Genomic DNA, 15,472 nt, shown 5'->3' with positions numbered 1-15,472 from the left:
GTGTATCCACCGCATGGATGCGGAGACGTTGCCGATCAGGCGTAGAGCGGGAGGGCGACCACTTCGACGTTCGCGATCTTGTTGGCGATGAGTAGTCCGCGTACCGCGTCGGCGGCTCGGGCCTCGGCGAACACCATACGGATCGGCCTGTCACCTACGGCATTTCGTGCGTCGCGCGCCTGCGACAGCAGCTGTTCGGTGCCCGCCCATGCGGGGTCGAGTCCACCGCTCGGCGCGACGTGCGCGTCGTAGCCCGGCCCGTGGGTGAGGAGCAAGGTGCCGTCTTTCTCACGCCCGTCGAAGGCGAAGTCGCCAACTTTGTACACGTAGCCGGAGGGCACGAGGGCGATCTGCCGGTTGAAGCGTCGCGCTTCCTCGGTGGCCTTGGGTGCGGTCATCGTCCACCCCTTCGACGAGTCACCGACATTGATGCCTGCGGCGACGGCGGCGTCGAGCGCGATCGGGTCGAGTTCGCCGTCTACGGTGAGGGTCATCCGGGACGCCGCGTTGACGTCGGCGTTCTGTGTGAATGGCACTGAGCAGGTCACACGGCTGCGGCCGTTCACTGGCATGGTGCCGTTTCCATCGCACGATCCGATGTCGCGGCCGTTCGATTTGAGCGAGGTATGCAGTGCGATCGCGACGGCTCCGCGTTCGAGGCCCGGCGTGGTGTTACTGAGGTCGTAGGTGATGACGCATCGGATTCCGCCGCAGTCGAGTCCGCCGCCCGGATCTGGCACGACGATCTCGCGAGACCCGATCTTGGCGCCTGCGACAGATGTTCTGGCGCTCGAATAGAACTCGCGCATGCCTGCGTCGTCGAGGGGCGCTACTTTGAGGTCGGCTTCCACCTTCACGGTGTCCCCGCCATACCCTTTACCTAGTGGACCGCGTAGCGCGGTGGCGACGCCGTCGTCGTTGACGCCGACGGTCATTGAGGTGGACTGGTAGCGCCGGGCTCCTTCGACGCCGCCGTCGGCGTCCTCGACTTCTACTTCGGCGACGCCGGTGGGGTCGACGCCGTCGGTGACCCGGCGATCGGGTGTCTGGTCGCCGCGTGCGGCTGCGGTGCCTTTCACTTCAGTTCCGCCGAGGCTGGTGTCCTGTTGGCGGAGGATTCCGCCCAGGCGGGCCGGGCGCAGGGCGTCACGAAGGTCGATACCGAGGGTCGCTTCCTCGACGGACACCCATTTGTCGTTCGACGAGTCTGCGATGAATACGCCTGCGGGTTGATTCTTGGCTGGCCTCTTCTGCCAGAACCCCTTGTCGCCTTTCGCGAGAGTCTTGCCCGCGATCTGCAACCATTCGGCCGAGCCGCTCCCCTCCTGCCTCACGGTGCCGTGCACGTCGCCTGCCGCGGTGACGGTCAGGTCGCTGACGGTGAGCGTGAGGCTGCCGCTCTGCAATGTCGACGTGATCGTCCCGTCGTATGTGACTGCGGGGGCGTCGGCGAGCGATGTCGACGCTTGCACGAGGCCTTTCAACGCCTGCATCTCTTCGTCGGGGACCGCGGCTCCGTCCGTCGACGGCGTCAGCACTCCAGACAGCGTCACGGCCAGCACGACGATCACCGCTGCCGCGGCTCCGCCCGCGGCCAGAAGGTTCTTACGCACGGATCGGTTCTCCCCACCTGATCAGGAATGCGGTCAACTTCGACAAATCCTTGCATGTGCTGCCGACGGATCGCGCATTCCGCTCATTCGGGTGGCGGACCGACGGATACAGCGATCCGTGGCGACTATGAGCTCACTCCCTTGCGATGAACCGCGGCGTCTCGGCGGTAGCCTCGAACGCATACCGGCTTGTGCTTACCTCGGGAGGATTCAAGCGATGACCAGTGGGGGTCACATCGATGGAGCGACTCCGGACACCGCGCCGGTCGACACTCCGACGCAGATCGCTGATCGCGGCAACCGACGCCGACTCGCTGAGGACATCTCCCGCAACGAAACCATTCGAGACCAGTGCCGGTCCGAGTTCGACGAACTGACACGGGGGACGCAACGCGGCGACCGCGAAGCGAAGACGCGCCGTCGCATGCGCGAACTGGCCTCGCGACTGCAGTCGGCCGAGGACCAGCTCGAAGAGCTACATCCGATCGGTAAGGCGCTCGACGGGCCAACTCGACCAAAGTTCCTGATGCTGTACGAGCCGGATGGTCACCGGCAGATGCACGCGGCCATCTCGGTCGGCGACCCTGACACGGCGGACACCGTCTCGGTGACGATTCCCGGAGTCGACACCGACTCGCGGTCGCTGCCCGGCATGGTGTTTGAAGCGGTCCAACTTCACAAGGCCGTCAAGGAGATCCTGACGTCGGAGGGCCGCCCGGCCAGTACGGCAACGATTGCGTGGCTCGGCTACGACCCGCCGCTCGATGCGGTGGAGACACGTCGCATCATCGATGCCTGGAACATGGCGACTACGCGGCGCGCTCGTGAAGCGGCACCGAACCTCGCCGAATTCCTCAGTCGTATCCGTCAGAACAATCCGACAGGCCTGTTGTCACTACTCGGTCATTCCTACGGATCGCTGGCCGCATCGTTAGCGTTGCAGACACTGAAATCAACGAAGACGGACGGCTCGTCGCAGGTGGTAACCAGCGCCGTATTCTATGGATCGCCCGGGTTGGTGATAAACCGCGTCGACCAGTTAGGCCTTCCGACGAATTCGGCATACATCATGCGCACGAGCGACGATCCCACCGTCAACTATTTCGCTGCCCACACGAAATTGCATCTCTGGGGGACTAATCCGTACGCGATACAAGGCATAGAAGAATTGTCCACTAAAGAAGGCGACGACCCCAGGGGCATCCATCACCAAGCGGCGAGTGGGCACGCAGGCTATCCCAGGTTGGTGAAAGGAAAGGACGGAAAGGACGTGCTGTCGACAGCCGGCTACAACATTGCGGCTATCGTCGCGGGGTTCCCGGAGTTGGCGATACGGTAGCGCAAGCGGATTGCAGTCGATTTCTGGTATACCCCGCTCACTCCAGCGGCATGTCGTTCGCGAACTCCAGCAGCCGATCCTTGGTCGCGTCGTTCGCACCGATCCCGATCCACACGTTTTCATGATTGTCCGGGCGTAGATGCATGACATGCTCGGACCCGTCGTAGTAGCCGGTGCCGAATCGCCACTTCACAGCCTCGATCCCCGGGCGCTTAGATGCGTTCGCGAATACCGCATCGGTAGCCACCTTCGAGTCAAGCCAGGCCACCGAGAGTGCGATTTCACCGTCACACGCTATGCGTGCGCGGGACAGCGAGTTGCCGCTACCGTCGACGGCGGTACCCATCTCGTCTTTGAAGCCACTGAGCATCCAGTAGCACTCGACACCCTTCCACCCGGACAGGTCGGGTGACTGCGGCAACAATTCGGGGAATTGCGCCACGAATGGCGTATAGGTTCCCCAACTGGAATCGACGGTCGCCTCGCTCGCTGTGCTCGCCGCTGACACGACGTCCTCCGACACCGCGCGCACCGTGTACCGGTGTTTCCCGGTCGATGCCTGACTGTCTACGTAGGTCGTCGCGTCGCCGTCGTAGACGACGACCGAGTCGTCGCGAACCAGTTGATAACCGTCAGCGCCTGAGACGCCGGTCCAGGCGGCCTTCACACCTTCCCCGTCCACCGACGTAGTCAAACCTGACGGGGAGTCGACTGCGCCGACGCCCCCTATAGCGAACCGGACTCCGAACAAGCAGGCGAGCAGAATCACGACCGCTGACGCCGCGACGATCCACCACGTGCGGCGACGTGCTCCCGACTCGTGATGGGCGGGTATGGCACCCGAATGACGCACTGTCATCAGAATGGCAGCCTTCCCAGGAGCTCGCGGGCCTGTTTGATTTTCTTCGGTCCTGGGTACGCGACCTCAAGGAACGTTCTACTCCGCGGTTCGTCGTCGCCACTGAAGATGAAGACCGACCGCGACTCCCCGTTCTTCTCCCCCGTCTGAATACTGCCCTTCGCGTTCTGCGGAGACTTGACGTTGTATTCGTCTTCGTTGTCGATCGGCGTCTCACTGTATGCGGCGGAGCTTGCCATATCCGCGTCCGCGTAGACGCCGATTCGAACCACGAACTCAGTCTGCTCGGCATCGTCGGTCTTCGCGCAGGTGATCAACGACCCTGGTTTGTAGTCGGAAGTCTTCGGCCCTTCCGCACGACACTTCATACCGTCGAATCCGCCTGTGCTGACCGGAGTCGCGGGCAGCAGATCCGGATACATCGCGGCGACATCGCCGAGCACTCCCCAGGTCAGATACACCTCGACCGGGTCGGACGACGAGAAGTCGGAACCCTGCTTGGTGGTGCTGCGCGCGGCGACCGAGTACGTGTGCTCGCCGGGGAACGGACTCGTATAGGTGAACGACGTATCGCTCACCGCCCGGATCACCTTGTCGTCCTCTTTGATGAGGTACTCACTGGCGCCCGCGACGTCGTCCCACGACATCTCGACGCCCTTCGGTGTCGCTTTGACCTCGACACCGGATGGGGTCGGCAGTCCGCTGCCCGACGCCCACGCGAAACCACCACCAATTCCGACGGCGGCCGCCACCGCGATCACAACCGACGCGACGACAGGAGTTCGGCGATACCAGGGCGGCGGTGTAGCGGTCTGAAACGGCGCATTCGGGGTCGGCACTGTGCCGGCGTGGGTGACTTCCGGTGCGTAACCGCCGGGCACTATGTTGCGGACCGGCGCACCCGGTGTGTTCACGAACGACGGCGGAACGACCGGCCCGCGCCCCTCGAACAGCGCGACACGCAAGGCTTGCGCGAATACGAGGCACGACGGCTGACGCTGCGCCGGATCTTTGGCGAGCCCGACGGCGAAGACTGCGTCCACGGCAGGCGACAGGCTCCGATTGCGTTCGCTCGCACGAGGCGGTTCGGCGAACATGTGCGCCGTCATCAGCCCGTGGATACTCGTCGAATCGTACGGCGAACTGCCCGTCAACAATTCGAACGCCGTGGCGGCAAGAGAATAGAGGTCGGCGCGGCCATCGACGCCCCGACCGTCGATCTGCTCGGGCGAGCAGTACCGCATTGTGCCGACCGTTGTCCCGGTGCTGGTGAGTTCGGCTCCAGCGTCGCCGAGTGCCTGCGCGATACCGAAGTCCGTCACCTTGACGGCGTCCGGCAAGATCGGATCCTGACCGGGAGTGATCAGGATGTTCGCCGGCTTAACGTCGCGGTGCAAAATGCCGTGCCGATGCGCGACGTCGAGCGCTGCCGCCACACCGTCGACGATGTTCGCGACCAGCCGAGCATCCAAGCCGCCCGGCGACTGTTTCACGATCTTCGACGCATCTGTGCCCGGGACCAACTCCATGGCGATCCACAGGACGTCGTTCAAGACGCCGCGGTCATAGACCCGCACCAGGTTGGGGTGCACGAGCGGCGCCACCAGGTCCGCTTCCCGCTCGAACCGAGCGCGCACCACCGGGTCACCCGTGTGCGCCGACCTCAACACCTTCAGCGCGTCACTGCGCGGGAGCCGCGGGTGCCGGACGCGATAGACCTCGCCCATACCGCCCGCCCCGAGCACGGCTTCGACGCGGTACCCCGCGACCTCGTCTCCGACTTCGAACATGCGCCGCATGTTACCGGCAGTAGTGGTCAACTCCCCGAATCGACGCAGGTCGGATGAATGACCTTGAGGGCCAATGAGCATGTCCGCGACCGGCATTCCCAACTCGCCTCACCGTTGCACTGACTCCCTTACGATCAACGAACATGACTGAATCGTTCACCGCACAAGAACTCGACGCCGCATTCGCCCACTTCCAGAAGACCGTCGCCGAAGTCGCTGAGCACCGCGACTGGGACGCGTGGGCCGACCAGTTCACCGAAGGCGCCGACTACATCGAGCACGCATACGGCACCATGCACGGGCGCGAGGAGATCCGCGTCTGGATCAACAAGACGATGAACGAGTTCCCGGGCAGCCACATGACCGGATACCCGTCGCTGTGGCACGTCACCGACCCGGCGACCGGACGGGTGATCTGCGAAGTCGACAACCCCATGCGCGACCCCGGCGACGGCTCGCAGTTCGCCGCCACCAACATCACGATCCTCACCTACGCGGGCGACGGCCTGTGGAGTTGCGAGGAGGACGTCTACAACCCGATGAAGTTCGGCCTCATGGCGCGCAAATGGTGCGACCGCGCCGCCGAACTCGGCACCCTAGACGACGCCGCCCGCCAGTGGTTGGAGACGACCGGAGCCATGTTCGGTCGTCGGAAGTAGCGGTCCACCTGTGGACGACCGCGTCCACGAACTGAGAATTCCACCATTCCGCTATCGCGGGTGACAGGCCAGGTCAGCACGCCGTCAACTTGCTGTTGCAACCTGCAACGGCGGCCACCATGACGACAGCACCGACCGGCCGATCCGGCGCGCGGCGCAAGCCGAAGAAGGACCCCGACCGCGCGACCCGCTTCTCGGCCGAACTGTTCGAGTCCGCCGCGATCGAGAAAGTCGAGTCGGCTCACATCTACGACAACTCGACCAAGACCATGCGGATCATCGCGGAATTCACCCGAGGAGTCACAGTGTCACCCCCACCCTGGCCGCTCTGGACGCCCGCGCCGCTGAGGGCGCTGACCGAGGAGCAGCGACAAACTTCGCTCGACCTCCGGAAACCTACGGTTGAGTAACAACGAGGCGGCGGCCCGCGACAAACACATAGGCCACAGACTTGGGGCCACTGCCCCACTGACGTAGCCTGGACGTGATATGTGCACGTCGACCGGAAGCGGGCCGACACACGCCCGAACATGCCGCATGCAGAACCGACCGGAGGATTTTCACCGATGGCACGCGAATTGACTCAGATAGAACTCCTCCGGGAGCTGGAAACGGTCGCCGAGGACAACGTCAACCGACACCTCAAGACCGCCCGTGACTGGAACCCGCACGACTACGTGCCGTGGGACGACGGCCAGAACTTCGCAGCGCTCGGCGGCGTCGACTACGACCCCGAGCAGTCGAAGCTCGACGAGGTCGCCAAAGCCGCGATGATCACCAATTTGCTCACCGAGGACAACCTGCCCTCGTACCACCGCGTGATCGCCGACAACTTCTCGATGGACTCCGCGTGGGGCCACTGGGTCGGCCGCTGGACCGCCGAAGAGAACCGCCACGGGATCGCCATGCGCGACTACCTCGTGGTCACCCGCGGCGTCGACCCCAACGCGCTCGAAGAAGCGCGCATGATCCACATGACCAACGGATACGACCCGATCCTCGCCGCAGCCGACCGCGCCGACGAGATGCTGGCCAACGGCGAAGAGATCGGCCTCCTGCACTCGGTCGCCTACGTGACCTTCCAGGAGCTCGCTACCCGCGTGAGCCATCGCAACACCGGCAAGGCGTGCAACGACCCGATCGCCGACCGGATGCTGCAGCGCATCGCGGCGGACGAGAACCTGCACATGATCTTCTATCGCAACATCTGTGGTGCGGGCATGGACATCTCGCCCGACCAGACGCTGCGCGCCGTCACTGACATCGTCACCAACTTCCAGATGCCCGGCGCAGGCATGCCGAACTTCCGACGTCACGGCGTCCTCATGGCCAAGCACGGCATCTACGATCTGCGCCAGCACCTCGACGAAGTGATTCAGCCCGTTCTGCGCAAGTGGAACATCTTCGAGCGCAACGACTTCTCCGCCGCGGGCGAGAAGACCCGCGACGAACTCGCAGCGTTCCTCGGCCAGCTCGACAAAGATGCGACACGCTTCGAAGAGATGCGCGATCGCGCCCTGGCCCGAGAGGCCGCGAAGCGCGAGAAGAAGGCGTCCTGAACACCGCAACACTTAACGCGACCGACTCCCGACCAGACTTCCTGACTGGTCGGGATCCGTTGCGTATCGGGCCGATCGAACTCGCCAGCCCCGTCGTCCTCGCGCCGATGGCAGGCGTCACCAACATCGCATTCCGGGTCCTGTGCCGTGAACTCGAAGCGCAGCGCACCGGCACCGTGTCCGGCCTCTACGTCTGCGAGATGGTGACGGCGCGCGCCCTCGTGGAACGCCACCCCGTCACCATGCACATGACGACGTTTGACCCGAGCGAGACGCCGCGGTCGATGCAGCTCTACACAGTCGATCCCGAATACACGTACAAGGCCGCCAAGATGATCGTCGACGAGAACCTCGCCGACCACATCGACATGAACTTCGGCTGCCCCGTCCCCAAAGTGACGAAACGCGGCGGCGGCTCGGCCATCCCCTACAAGCGCCGACTGTTCCGCAACATCGTCGCCGCCGCGGTGAAGGCCACCGAAGGCACCGACATCCCGGTGACCGTCAAATTCCGCATCGGCATCGACGACAACCACCACACCCACCTCGACGCCGGACGGATCGCGGCGGACGAAGGCGCGCAGGCCGTCGCCCTCCACGCGCGCACCGCGTCCCAGCGATACTCCGGTACCGCCGTCTGGGACGAGATCGCGCGTCTGAAGGAACATGTGACGGCAGTCCCCGTCCTGGGCAACGGCGACATCTTCGAAGCCGACGACGCGGTCGCCATGATGGAGCAGACCGGATGCGACGGTGTCGTCATCGGCCGAGGATGCCTCGGACGCCCCTGGTTGTTCGCCGAACTGTCCGCGCGCCTGCGTGGAGTCGACGCCCCCGAGCCACCGAATCTCGGCGAAGTGGGCGAGATCATGCTGCGCCACGGATCGCTCCTCGCCGCACACCACGGCGAAGACAAAGGCATGCGTGAGATCCGTAAACACATCGCCTGGTATCTGCGGGGATTCCCGGCAGGATCGGATCTCCGGTCACAACTATCGCTCGTGAAGACACTCGACGACCTGCGACAACTCATCGCCGGGCTGCCCGCTGACACACCATTCCCGGAAGACGCACACGGTCCGCGCGGCCGTCAGGGATCGCCGGCCTCCGTCGCACTCCCCGAGGGATGGCTCGACGACCCCGAAGAAGACATAGTGCCCGAAGGTGCCGAAATCATGCATTCGGGCGGCTGAACGAGCCGTCGCGGGCTCGTCATTATCGAACTTTCAGGTCGGGCCTCTATCATGTTCGAAGCCCCTGACCAGTGAGGTTCCTCTGTGAGTTCAGACCACCCCGGCGATGACCAGCCGGACGTCCAGCCGACGCCGCCCCGGCGGTCCCGTCGCGCTGGACGATCGTCTGACTCCTTCGACTTCCGTGACCGCTTCGGCGACACCGGGTCACTGCCACGCGCCGAAGGTCTCCGTGAGCCATCCGACCGCGATGAATACGTCCGTCCACGCGGCCGCCTCACCGTCCGGCAACTCATGGAGCAGATGGGCGTCGACGACAGTGCGGCTCAGGCTTCGCGGCGTCCGGCCGAACCCCAGCGGCCCGCACCGCCTCGCCGTCCCGGACGCGCTAGTCGTCCGACGCCTCCCCCGTCTCGCCGTCCCGGCCCCCCACAACAGAGCACACCACAACAAAGCACACCGCAGCAGAGCGCACCGCAGCGCGGTTCTCGCCCCGTGCCACGGCCCGAGCAGCAGGCACGCCCTCACGCCCCAGGACCACAGACCCCGGGCCCCGCCAAACCTGAACAGACTCAGTCGATTCCGCCCGTCGCCGGGTACGAGTGGGAACCGGTCGACCTGTCGGACGAGGCGACCGCCGCCCGAGCGACCAGCGAGTCGCGCGGCCAGTCGCCCACCTCTCGTGCGGACGAACCGACCACCCCTGAACCGGATGCGCCCGAGACCGAACGGATCCCCGCGGTCGCACCCGAGACGGACACACCCGAAACGGCAGCCGCCACCGAGGACGAGCGACCTCGTCGCCGACCGCTCGAACCGACACCCGACCTGACCGCCGCTATCGCGCGAGTCCGGCCGGCGAAGCCGACCGTCACCGGCAAGGCGCGCGCACGCAAGACCGCGACCAACACCGGCCGCGTCCTCGTCGCGCTCGCCTGCATCCTCGCCCTCGTCGGCACCGGATACGTCTGGAACCTGAACCGGACGCTCAACGGCGCCTGGAACGTCGTCAACGCTCTCGACCCCGATGACCAGAACATCCGCAATAAAGAGGGCCAGTACGGCGACGAGACGTACCTGATCGTCGGCACCGACACCCGCAACGGCAAGAACGCCGACGTCGGGGCGGGCGAAGCCGGCACTGTCGAAGGCGCCCGCGCCGACACCATCCTCCTCGTCAACGTGCCCGCCGACCGCAGCCGCGTCGTCGCCGTGTCGTGGCCGCGCGACCTCGCGGTCGACCGCCCCGAATGCGACCAGTGGGATTTCGCCACCAAGGAGTACGGCGAACCGCTTGCCGCGGCGAACGACGTGAAGATCAACAGCGTGTTCGGCGACGGCGGACCGTCGTGCCTGGTCAAGACCATCACCCAGATGAGTGGCCTCAACATCAACCACTTCATTGCCATGGACTTCGCCGGATTCGAACACGTCGTCCGCGCCATCGGCGGCGTCGACGTGTGCTCTAAGGTGCCGCTGTTCGACGACCAGATCGGCTACATCGTGAAGACGACGGGCCGCAAGATCAAACTGACGCCCAAGCAGGCGCTCAACTATGTGCGCGCACGACACATCACGGCCGAGGGCAACGGCGACTACGGCCGCATCAAACGGCAGCAACTCTTCCTGTCCTCGCTCCTGCGGTCCACCCTGTCTAGTGACGTCATCACCAACCCGGGCAAACTCAACAGCATCGTCTCGACGTTCACCGACTACAGCTACGTCGACAAGGTCGACACCAACGATCTCATCGACCTCGCCGAATCGATGCAGGGAATGGACGCGGGCGCCGTGACGTTCCTGACGATCCCGACGTCGGGCACCTCCACCGACGGCCAGAACAACGAGATCCCGCGCACCGACGACATCGACGCCATCTTCAACGCCATCATCGACGACGAGCCGCTGCCCGGTGAAAAGAACAAGCAGGAGAAGAAGGACGCGCCCGCGACCACTACGAGCAAGGCGCCCGAAGTCAAAGAGATGACCGCCCAGCACGCGGCCAACATGATGGTGCGCGTCCTCAACGGCACCGAACAGTCCGGACTCGCCGACACTGTGATGAACGAACTCATCCGCCAAGGCGTCGAAGTATCGGGTCTCGGCGACGCCTCCGTCAACGTCGACTCGACCGTCGTCCGCTACGGCCCCGGCGAACGGGATTCCGCCGCCACCATCGCGGCTCTGTTCCCCGGCGCGAAGATTCAACTCGACAAGACCGTGAAGACCGGCATCCAGGTGATCATCGGCGGCGACTTCAACGGCGTCGAGTCCATGGGGACACTCCCGGACGCCGGATCGACCCTCACCGTCGGCCAACTCCCGGAGAACACGTCGCACGGCGACCTGCCGAACGACCTGTCTGTCACGAACGCCGGCGACACGACGTGCAGCTGACAAGCCGCCCAGAGTTCACGTCAGATTCACTCCGGCCTGCACATTCGTTACCCCGACGATCAGTACACTCGGTCTATGCGTGACGCGTACCAGGAGCAGATGGCTGCCCTGAACACTGTTCTCGGTCAAATGGTCGACGAGGTCGGCCGTCAGATGGAGTTGGCCACCCAAGCACTCCTGGAAGCCAATCTGGAGCTCGCCGAGCAAGTGATCTCCGACCACGACACCGTCGCCGAGAAGTCCGTCGAAGCCGAAGACCTCGCCTTCCAGCTGATGGCATTGCAGGCGCCCGTCGCAGGCGACCTCCGTTCCATCGTGTCCGGATTCCAGCTCGTCTCGGAGATCGACCGGATGGGCGCTCTCGCGCTTCACGTCGCCAAAGTCGCGCGACGCCGCCACCCCGCGAACGTGCTCCCCGACGAAGTCGCAGGTTACTTCGAGGAGATGGGTCGGCTCGCCGTCGAGCTAGCCGGAAACGCGCGCCGTATCGTCGAAAGCCAGGACTACCACGACGCGCTCGCGCTTATCGACGATGACGACGCGATGGACGACCTCCATCGCCACCTGTTCACCGTCATGATGGACCGCGAATGGGAGCACGGCGTCTCGGCGGCCGTCGACGTGACCCTCCTCGGCCGCTATTACGAGCGGTATGCCGATCATGCGGTGTTGATCGCTCGACGGGTCGTCTTCCAGGCCACCGGCAAGACTCCGGAACAACTGCTCGAAGCATCGTAGTTCTCTCCGCCGCCGCGCACTGATCTCGATTCCACGCGCCGTCGTCACGTCCGGCACGAATCGCGAAGGTGACCACGTTCGACGGGTTCCAGGCCTTCGATGCGTTTGATAACGTTTGTTTTCAGAACCGTGGGTGTTGCCCGTTCGGCCCCAATCCGCCTGACGAGCGTCTGTAATCGAAGAGACCCGCACCCCTCATAGAACGGCGGACTACATGCGTGACCTCAATCAGTTCTACATCGACGGCCAGTGGGTCGCGCCCGCAAGCGGCGTCGGCTCCCTGGAAGTGATCAACCCGGCGACCGAGAAAGCTGCCGGAACCGTCGCGATCGGCGGATCGGCCGACGTCGACGCTGCCGTCGCGGCGGCTCGGCGCGCATTCGACTCGTGGTCGCAGACCAGCGTCGACGAGCGGGTCGCCGTCATCGGCGCGGTCATCGGCGAATACCAGAAGCGTGCCGACGACCTCGCCGCCGCAGTCACCGAAGAGATGGGCGCGCCTGCCGGACTCGCCGCCGCGGCCCACGTACCACTGGGCCTCGCCCACCTGGCGACCGCGGCAGAAGCACTCAAGACCTTCTCGTTCGCGGAAGACCGCGGAACCTCGCGCATCGTCAAAGAACCGATCGGCGTATGCGGGTTCATCACGCCGTGGAATTGGCCGCTTAACCAGGTGATGTGCAAGGTAGCCCCGGCACTCGCGACGGGCTGCACCATGATCCTCAAGCCGAGCGAGGTCGCACCGTTCTCGTCCGCGATCGTCGCCGAGGTCTTCGACGCGGCAGGTGTCCCCGCGGGCGTGTTCAACCTGGTGAACGGCGACGGACCAGGCGTCGGCACCGCCCTCGCATCACACCCGGACATCGACCTGATCTCGTTCACCGGTTCGACGCGTGCAGGCATTGAGGTCGCCAAGAACGCGGCGCCCACGGTGAAGCGTGTCGCCCAGGAACTCGGCGGCAAGAGCCCCAATATCTTGCTCGACGACGCGTCACTCGCCGCCAACGTCGCCGCAGGCGTCTCGACGATGATGTTGAACTCGGGACAGTCGTGCAACGCGCCGAGCCGCATGATCGTCCCCGCGGCTCGCCTCGACGACGTGACGGCCGCCATTGAACAGGCGGCAGCCGCGATCACCGTCGGCGACCCCAACACTCCCGTCCAGTTGGGTCCGGTCGTGTCGAAAGTCCAGTTCGACAAGATCCAGGCCCTCATCGAACGCGCCGTCGCCGACGGCGCGACCCCCGTCGTCGGCGGCCCCGGCCGCCCCGACGGACTCGACACCGGCTACTACGTGCAGCCGACGGTCTTCGCTGGCGTCACCAACGACATGGAGATCGCCCGTACCGAGGTCTTCGGCCCGGTCCTCGTGGTCATCGGCTATGACGACATCGACGAGGCGATCGCCATCGGGAACGACACCGAGTACGGTCTCGCAGGCTACGTCTCCGGCGAGGACGTCGACGAAGTCCGGCGCATCGGCTCCAAGCTGCGCGCCGGCTCCATCTCGCTCAACTCGGCTGCGCCCGACCCGTCCGCCCCGTTCGGCGGATACAAGCGCAGCGGGAACGGGCGCGAATGGAGCGACTACGCTTTCGACGAATTCCTCGAAGTGAAGTCGCTGCTGGGATTCGCTTAAGGCTCTCGACTCCGCTCAACCGGTAGATGGGGGCCGGTTGAGCGGGCCTAGCCGAAGCGGCCGGAGATGTAGTCTTCGGTCTCTTTCAGGTCCGGGTTGGAGAACAGCTTGGACGTGTCGCCGACTTCGACGAGCTGGCCGGGTTTACCGGTCGCCTTCAGGTTGAAAAACGCCGTCTGGTCGCTGACACGGGCGGCCTGCTGCATGTTGTGGGTGACGATCACGATCGTGTACTCGCTCTTCAACTCGGCGATCAGGTCTTCGATCGCGAGCGTCGAGATCGGGTCGAGCGCCGAACACGGCTCGTCCATCAACAGCACTTGCGGCGAGACGGCGATCGCACGGGCGATGCACAGACGCTGCTGCTGTCCACCGGACAGTCCGCCACCCGGCTTGTCGAGACGATCCTTCACTTCGTTCCAAAGGTTCGCTCCGCGCAGGCTCGCCTCAGCGACCTCGTCGAGCTTCGCCTTGTCGCGGACGCCGCTGAGCTTCAACCCGGCGACGACGTTGTCGCGGATCGACATGGTCGGGAACGGGTTCGCGCGCTGGAACACCATGCCGACCGTGGTGCGGACACCGACCGGGTCGACGTCCTTGCCGTACAGGTCGAGGTCGTCGAGTTTCACCGATCCCGTCGTGTACGCGCCGGGCGTCACCTCGTGCATGCGGTTCAACGTCCGCAGTACCGTCGACTTGCCGCAACCCGACGGTCCGATGAACGCGGTCACCGACTTTGGGCGGATCTTCACCGAGACATCCTGGACGGCGTGAAAGTCGCCGTAATAGACGTTCAGGTCTTCGATGGTCAGGCTTTTCGCCATGGTCAACGTCCTTGTCTCATGGGGCCGGTGAACCGCGAGATCAAGCGGGCGATGAGGTAAACGATCGCGACCGCGATCACCAGCGTCAACGCCGCACCCCACACCGTCTCGTAGCCGCCTGGGCCCTTGTTGTATTCCTGCAGCATCATCAGCGGCAGTGACTGTTGGTTTCCGTCGAACGGGTTGACGTTCATCGCGCGCGTGGCACCCACCAGAATGAGAACCGGCGCGGACTCGCCCATCACGCGGGCGACAGCGAGCATGACGCCGGTGATGATCCCCGACATCGCAGTCGGCAGCACGACACGCAGAATCGTCTTCCACTTCGGTACACCGAGCGCGTACGCCGCTTCACGCAAATCCTGCGAGACGATCTTCAGCATCTCCTCGGTGGCCCGCACCACGAGCGGCACCATCAAGAGGACGAGCGCAAGCGCCACCACAAGACCCGATCGCGGCAGGCCGAGAGTCGTACGCCAGACGGCATAGACGAACAGGGCTGCGACGATCGACGGGACACCCGACAGCACGTCGACCATGAACGTGGTAACCCTCGTCAGCACACTCTTCCGAGACCCGTATTCGACGAGGTAGATCGCGACGAGCACGCCGAGCGGAACGGCGACGAGCGCGGCGATCGCGGTCTGGATCAGGGTGCCGACGATCGCGTTGGCGGCACCGCCGAATCGTTCGGACTGAAACCACCAGTCGGGGTCGAGGACCGGGCCGATCCCGCGAGAGACGAGCGTCCACACGAGCCAGCCGAGCGGTAGGACCGCCAGCACGACGGCCAGTGTCACGCCGACCCGCACGGTACTGTCGGTCAGCTTCCGCCGGGTCGACATCGTCGAGAGTTCCATGC

At 64.8% G+C, this 15,472-nt stretch carries 13 protein-coding genes; 8 read left to right on the top strand and 5 right to left on the bottom strand.

Annotated features, from left to right (window positions below):
* Positions 1–35: 35 nt before the first annotated feature.
* Positions 36–1,613 carry a hypothetical protein gene (locus tag MP11Mi_RS09860; RefSeq protein ID WP_420038762.1) on the bottom strand — a complete coding sequence of 526 codons (1,578 nt, stop codon included), beginning with the start codon at positions 1,611–1,613 and terminating at the stop codon, positions 36–38.
* Between the two features lie 424 nt (positions 1,614–2,037).
* Between MP11Mi_RS09860 and MP11Mi_RS09855 the strand changes: the two genes are divergently transcribed.
* Positions 2,038–2,952, top strand: coding sequence for an alpha/beta hydrolase (locus MP11Mi_RS09855; RefSeq protein WP_420038761.1), 915 nt, complete (start codon positions 2,038–2,040; stop codon positions 2,950–2,952).
* A gap of 37 nt (positions 2,953–2,989) precedes the next feature.
* Here MP11Mi_RS09855 and MP11Mi_RS09850 read toward each other — a convergent pair whose 3' ends face one another.
* Positions 2,990–3,811, bottom strand: coding sequence for a fibronectin type III domain-containing protein (locus tag MP11Mi_RS09850; RefSeq protein ID WP_420038760.1), 822 nt, complete (start codon positions 3,809–3,811; stop codon positions 2,990–2,992).
* The gene (locus tag MP11Mi_RS09845) at positions 3,811–5,601 is read right to left on the bottom strand and encodes a serine/threonine-protein kinase (RefSeq protein ID WP_420038759.1); all 1,791 of its coding nucleotides are present in this window, start codon (positions 5,599–5,601) and stop codon (positions 3,811–3,813) included. The genes MP11Mi_RS09850 and MP11Mi_RS09845 overlap by 1 nt, the downstream gene beginning before the upstream one ends.
* A gap of 143 nt (positions 5,602–5,744) precedes the next feature.
* Between MP11Mi_RS09845 and MP11Mi_RS09840 the strand changes: the two genes are divergently transcribed.
* From MP11Mi_RS09840 to MP11Mi_RS09810, 7 genes are all read left to right on the top strand, one after another.
* Complete coding sequence (locus MP11Mi_RS09840; RefSeq protein ID WP_420038758.1) at positions 5,745–6,260, top strand: nuclear transport factor 2 family protein; 516 nt, start codon at positions 5,745–5,747, stop codon at positions 6,258–6,260.
* Positions 6,261–6,379: 119 nt separating this feature from the next.
* The gene (locus tag MP11Mi_RS09835) at positions 6,380–6,670 is read left to right on the top strand and encodes a hypothetical protein (RefSeq protein ID WP_420038757.1); all 291 of its coding nucleotides are present in this window, start codon (positions 6,380–6,382) and stop codon (positions 6,668–6,670) included.
* A gap of 156 nt (positions 6,671–6,826) precedes the next feature.
* Positions 6,827–7,819, top strand: coding sequence for an acyl-ACP desaturase (locus MP11Mi_RS09830; protein ID WP_420038756.1), 993 nt, complete (start codon positions 6,827–6,829; stop codon positions 7,817–7,819).
* Between the two features lie 107 nt (positions 7,820–7,926).
* Entirely contained in the window at positions 7,927–9,012 is a 1,086-nt protein-coding gene (gene dusB, locus MP11Mi_RS09825) for a tRNA dihydrouridine synthase DusB (RefSeq protein ID WP_420712874.1), read from the top strand.
* Positions 9,013–9,096: 84 nt separating this feature from the next.
* Positions 9,097–11,409 carry an LCP family protein gene (locus tag MP11Mi_RS09820; RefSeq protein ID WP_420038755.1) on the top strand — a complete coding sequence of 771 codons (2,313 nt, stop codon included), beginning with the start codon at positions 9,097–9,099 and terminating at the stop codon, positions 11,407–11,409.
* A 75-nt stretch (positions 11,410–11,484) separates the two neighbouring features.
* Positions 11,485–12,147 carry a phosphate signaling complex protein PhoU gene (phoU, locus tag MP11Mi_RS09815; RefSeq protein ID WP_420038754.1) on the top strand — a complete coding sequence of 221 codons (663 nt, stop codon included), beginning with the start codon at positions 11,485–11,487 and terminating at the stop codon, positions 12,145–12,147.
* 214 nt (positions 12,148–12,361) lie between these two features.
* Positions 12,362–13,786, top strand: a complete 1,425-nt coding sequence (locus MP11Mi_RS09810) for an aldehyde dehydrogenase family protein (RefSeq protein ID WP_420038753.1) — start codon at positions 12,362–12,364, stop codon at positions 13,784–13,786.
* A gap of 47 nt (positions 13,787–13,833) precedes the next feature.
* Here MP11Mi_RS09810 and pstB read toward each other — a convergent pair whose 3' ends face one another.
* Together pstB and pstA are read right to left on the bottom strand one after the other, a co-directional pair.
* Positions 13,834–14,610 (bottom strand): phosphate ABC transporter ATP-binding protein PstB, encoded by a 777-nt coding sequence (pstB, locus tag MP11Mi_RS09805; RefSeq protein WP_420038752.1) that lies wholly within the window; start codon positions 14,608–14,610, stop codon positions 13,834–13,836.
* 2 nt (positions 14,611–14,612) lie between these two features.
* The gene (pstA, locus tag MP11Mi_RS09800; protein ID WP_420038751.1) at positions 14,613–15,470 is read right to left on the bottom strand and encodes a phosphate ABC transporter permease PstA; all 858 of its coding nucleotides are present in this window, start codon (positions 15,468–15,470) and stop codon (positions 14,613–14,615) included.
* Positions 15,471–15,472: the final 2 nt, after the last annotated feature.

Origin of the sequence: Gordonia abscondita (assembly GCF_032711245.1) — a bacterium.
GTDB lineage: Bacteria > Actinomycetota > Actinomycetes > Mycobacteriales > Mycobacteriaceae > Gordonia.
The sequence above is the reverse complement of the archived record's forward strand: the minus strand, read 5'-3'. Positions and strand labels throughout refer to the sequence as shown.

Bases quoted from the DNA above. Each gene is read 5' to 3' on its own strand.
- MP11Mi_RS09855 (WP_420038761.1), top strand. From the start codon at position 2,038: ATGCGCGAACTGGCCTCGCGACTGCAGTCGGCCGAGGACCAGCTCGAA.
- MP11Mi_RS09850 (WP_420038760.1), bottom strand. From the start codon at position 3,811: ATGACAGTGCGTCATTCGGGTGCCATACCCGCCCATCACGAGTCGGGA.
- MP11Mi_RS09845 (WP_420038759.1), bottom strand. From the start codon at position 5,601: ATGTTCGAAGTCGGAGACGAGGTCGCGGGGTACCGCGTCGAAGCCGTG.
- MP11Mi_RS09840 (WP_420038758.1), top strand. From the start codon at position 5,745: ATGACTGAATCGTTCACCGCACAAGAACTCGACGCCGCATTCGCCCAC.
- MP11Mi_RS09835 (WP_420038757.1), top strand. From the start codon at position 6,380: ATGACGACAGCACCGACCGGCCGATCCGGCGCGCGGCGCAAGCCGAAG.
- MP11Mi_RS09830 (WP_420038756.1), top strand. From the start codon at position 6,827: ATGGCACGCGAATTGACTCAGATAGAACTCCTCCGGGAGCTGGAAACG.
- dusB (WP_420712874.1), top strand. From the start codon at position 7,927: ATGGCAGGCGTCACCAACATCGCATTCCGGGTCCTGTGCCGTGAACTC.
- phoU (WP_420038754.1), top strand. From the start codon at position 11,485: ATGCGTGACGCGTACCAGGAGCAGATGGCTGCCCTGAACACTGTTCTC.
- MP11Mi_RS09810 (WP_420038753.1), top strand. From the start codon at position 12,362: ATGCGTGACCTCAATCAGTTCTACATCGACGGCCAGTGGGTCGCGCCC.
- pstB (WP_420038752.1), bottom strand. From the start codon at position 14,610: ATGGCGAAAAGCCTGACCATCGAAGACCTGAACGTCTATTACGGCGAC.
- pstA (WP_420038751.1), bottom strand. From the start codon at position 15,470: ATGGAACTCTCGACGATGTCGACCCGGCGGAAGCTGACCGACAGTACC.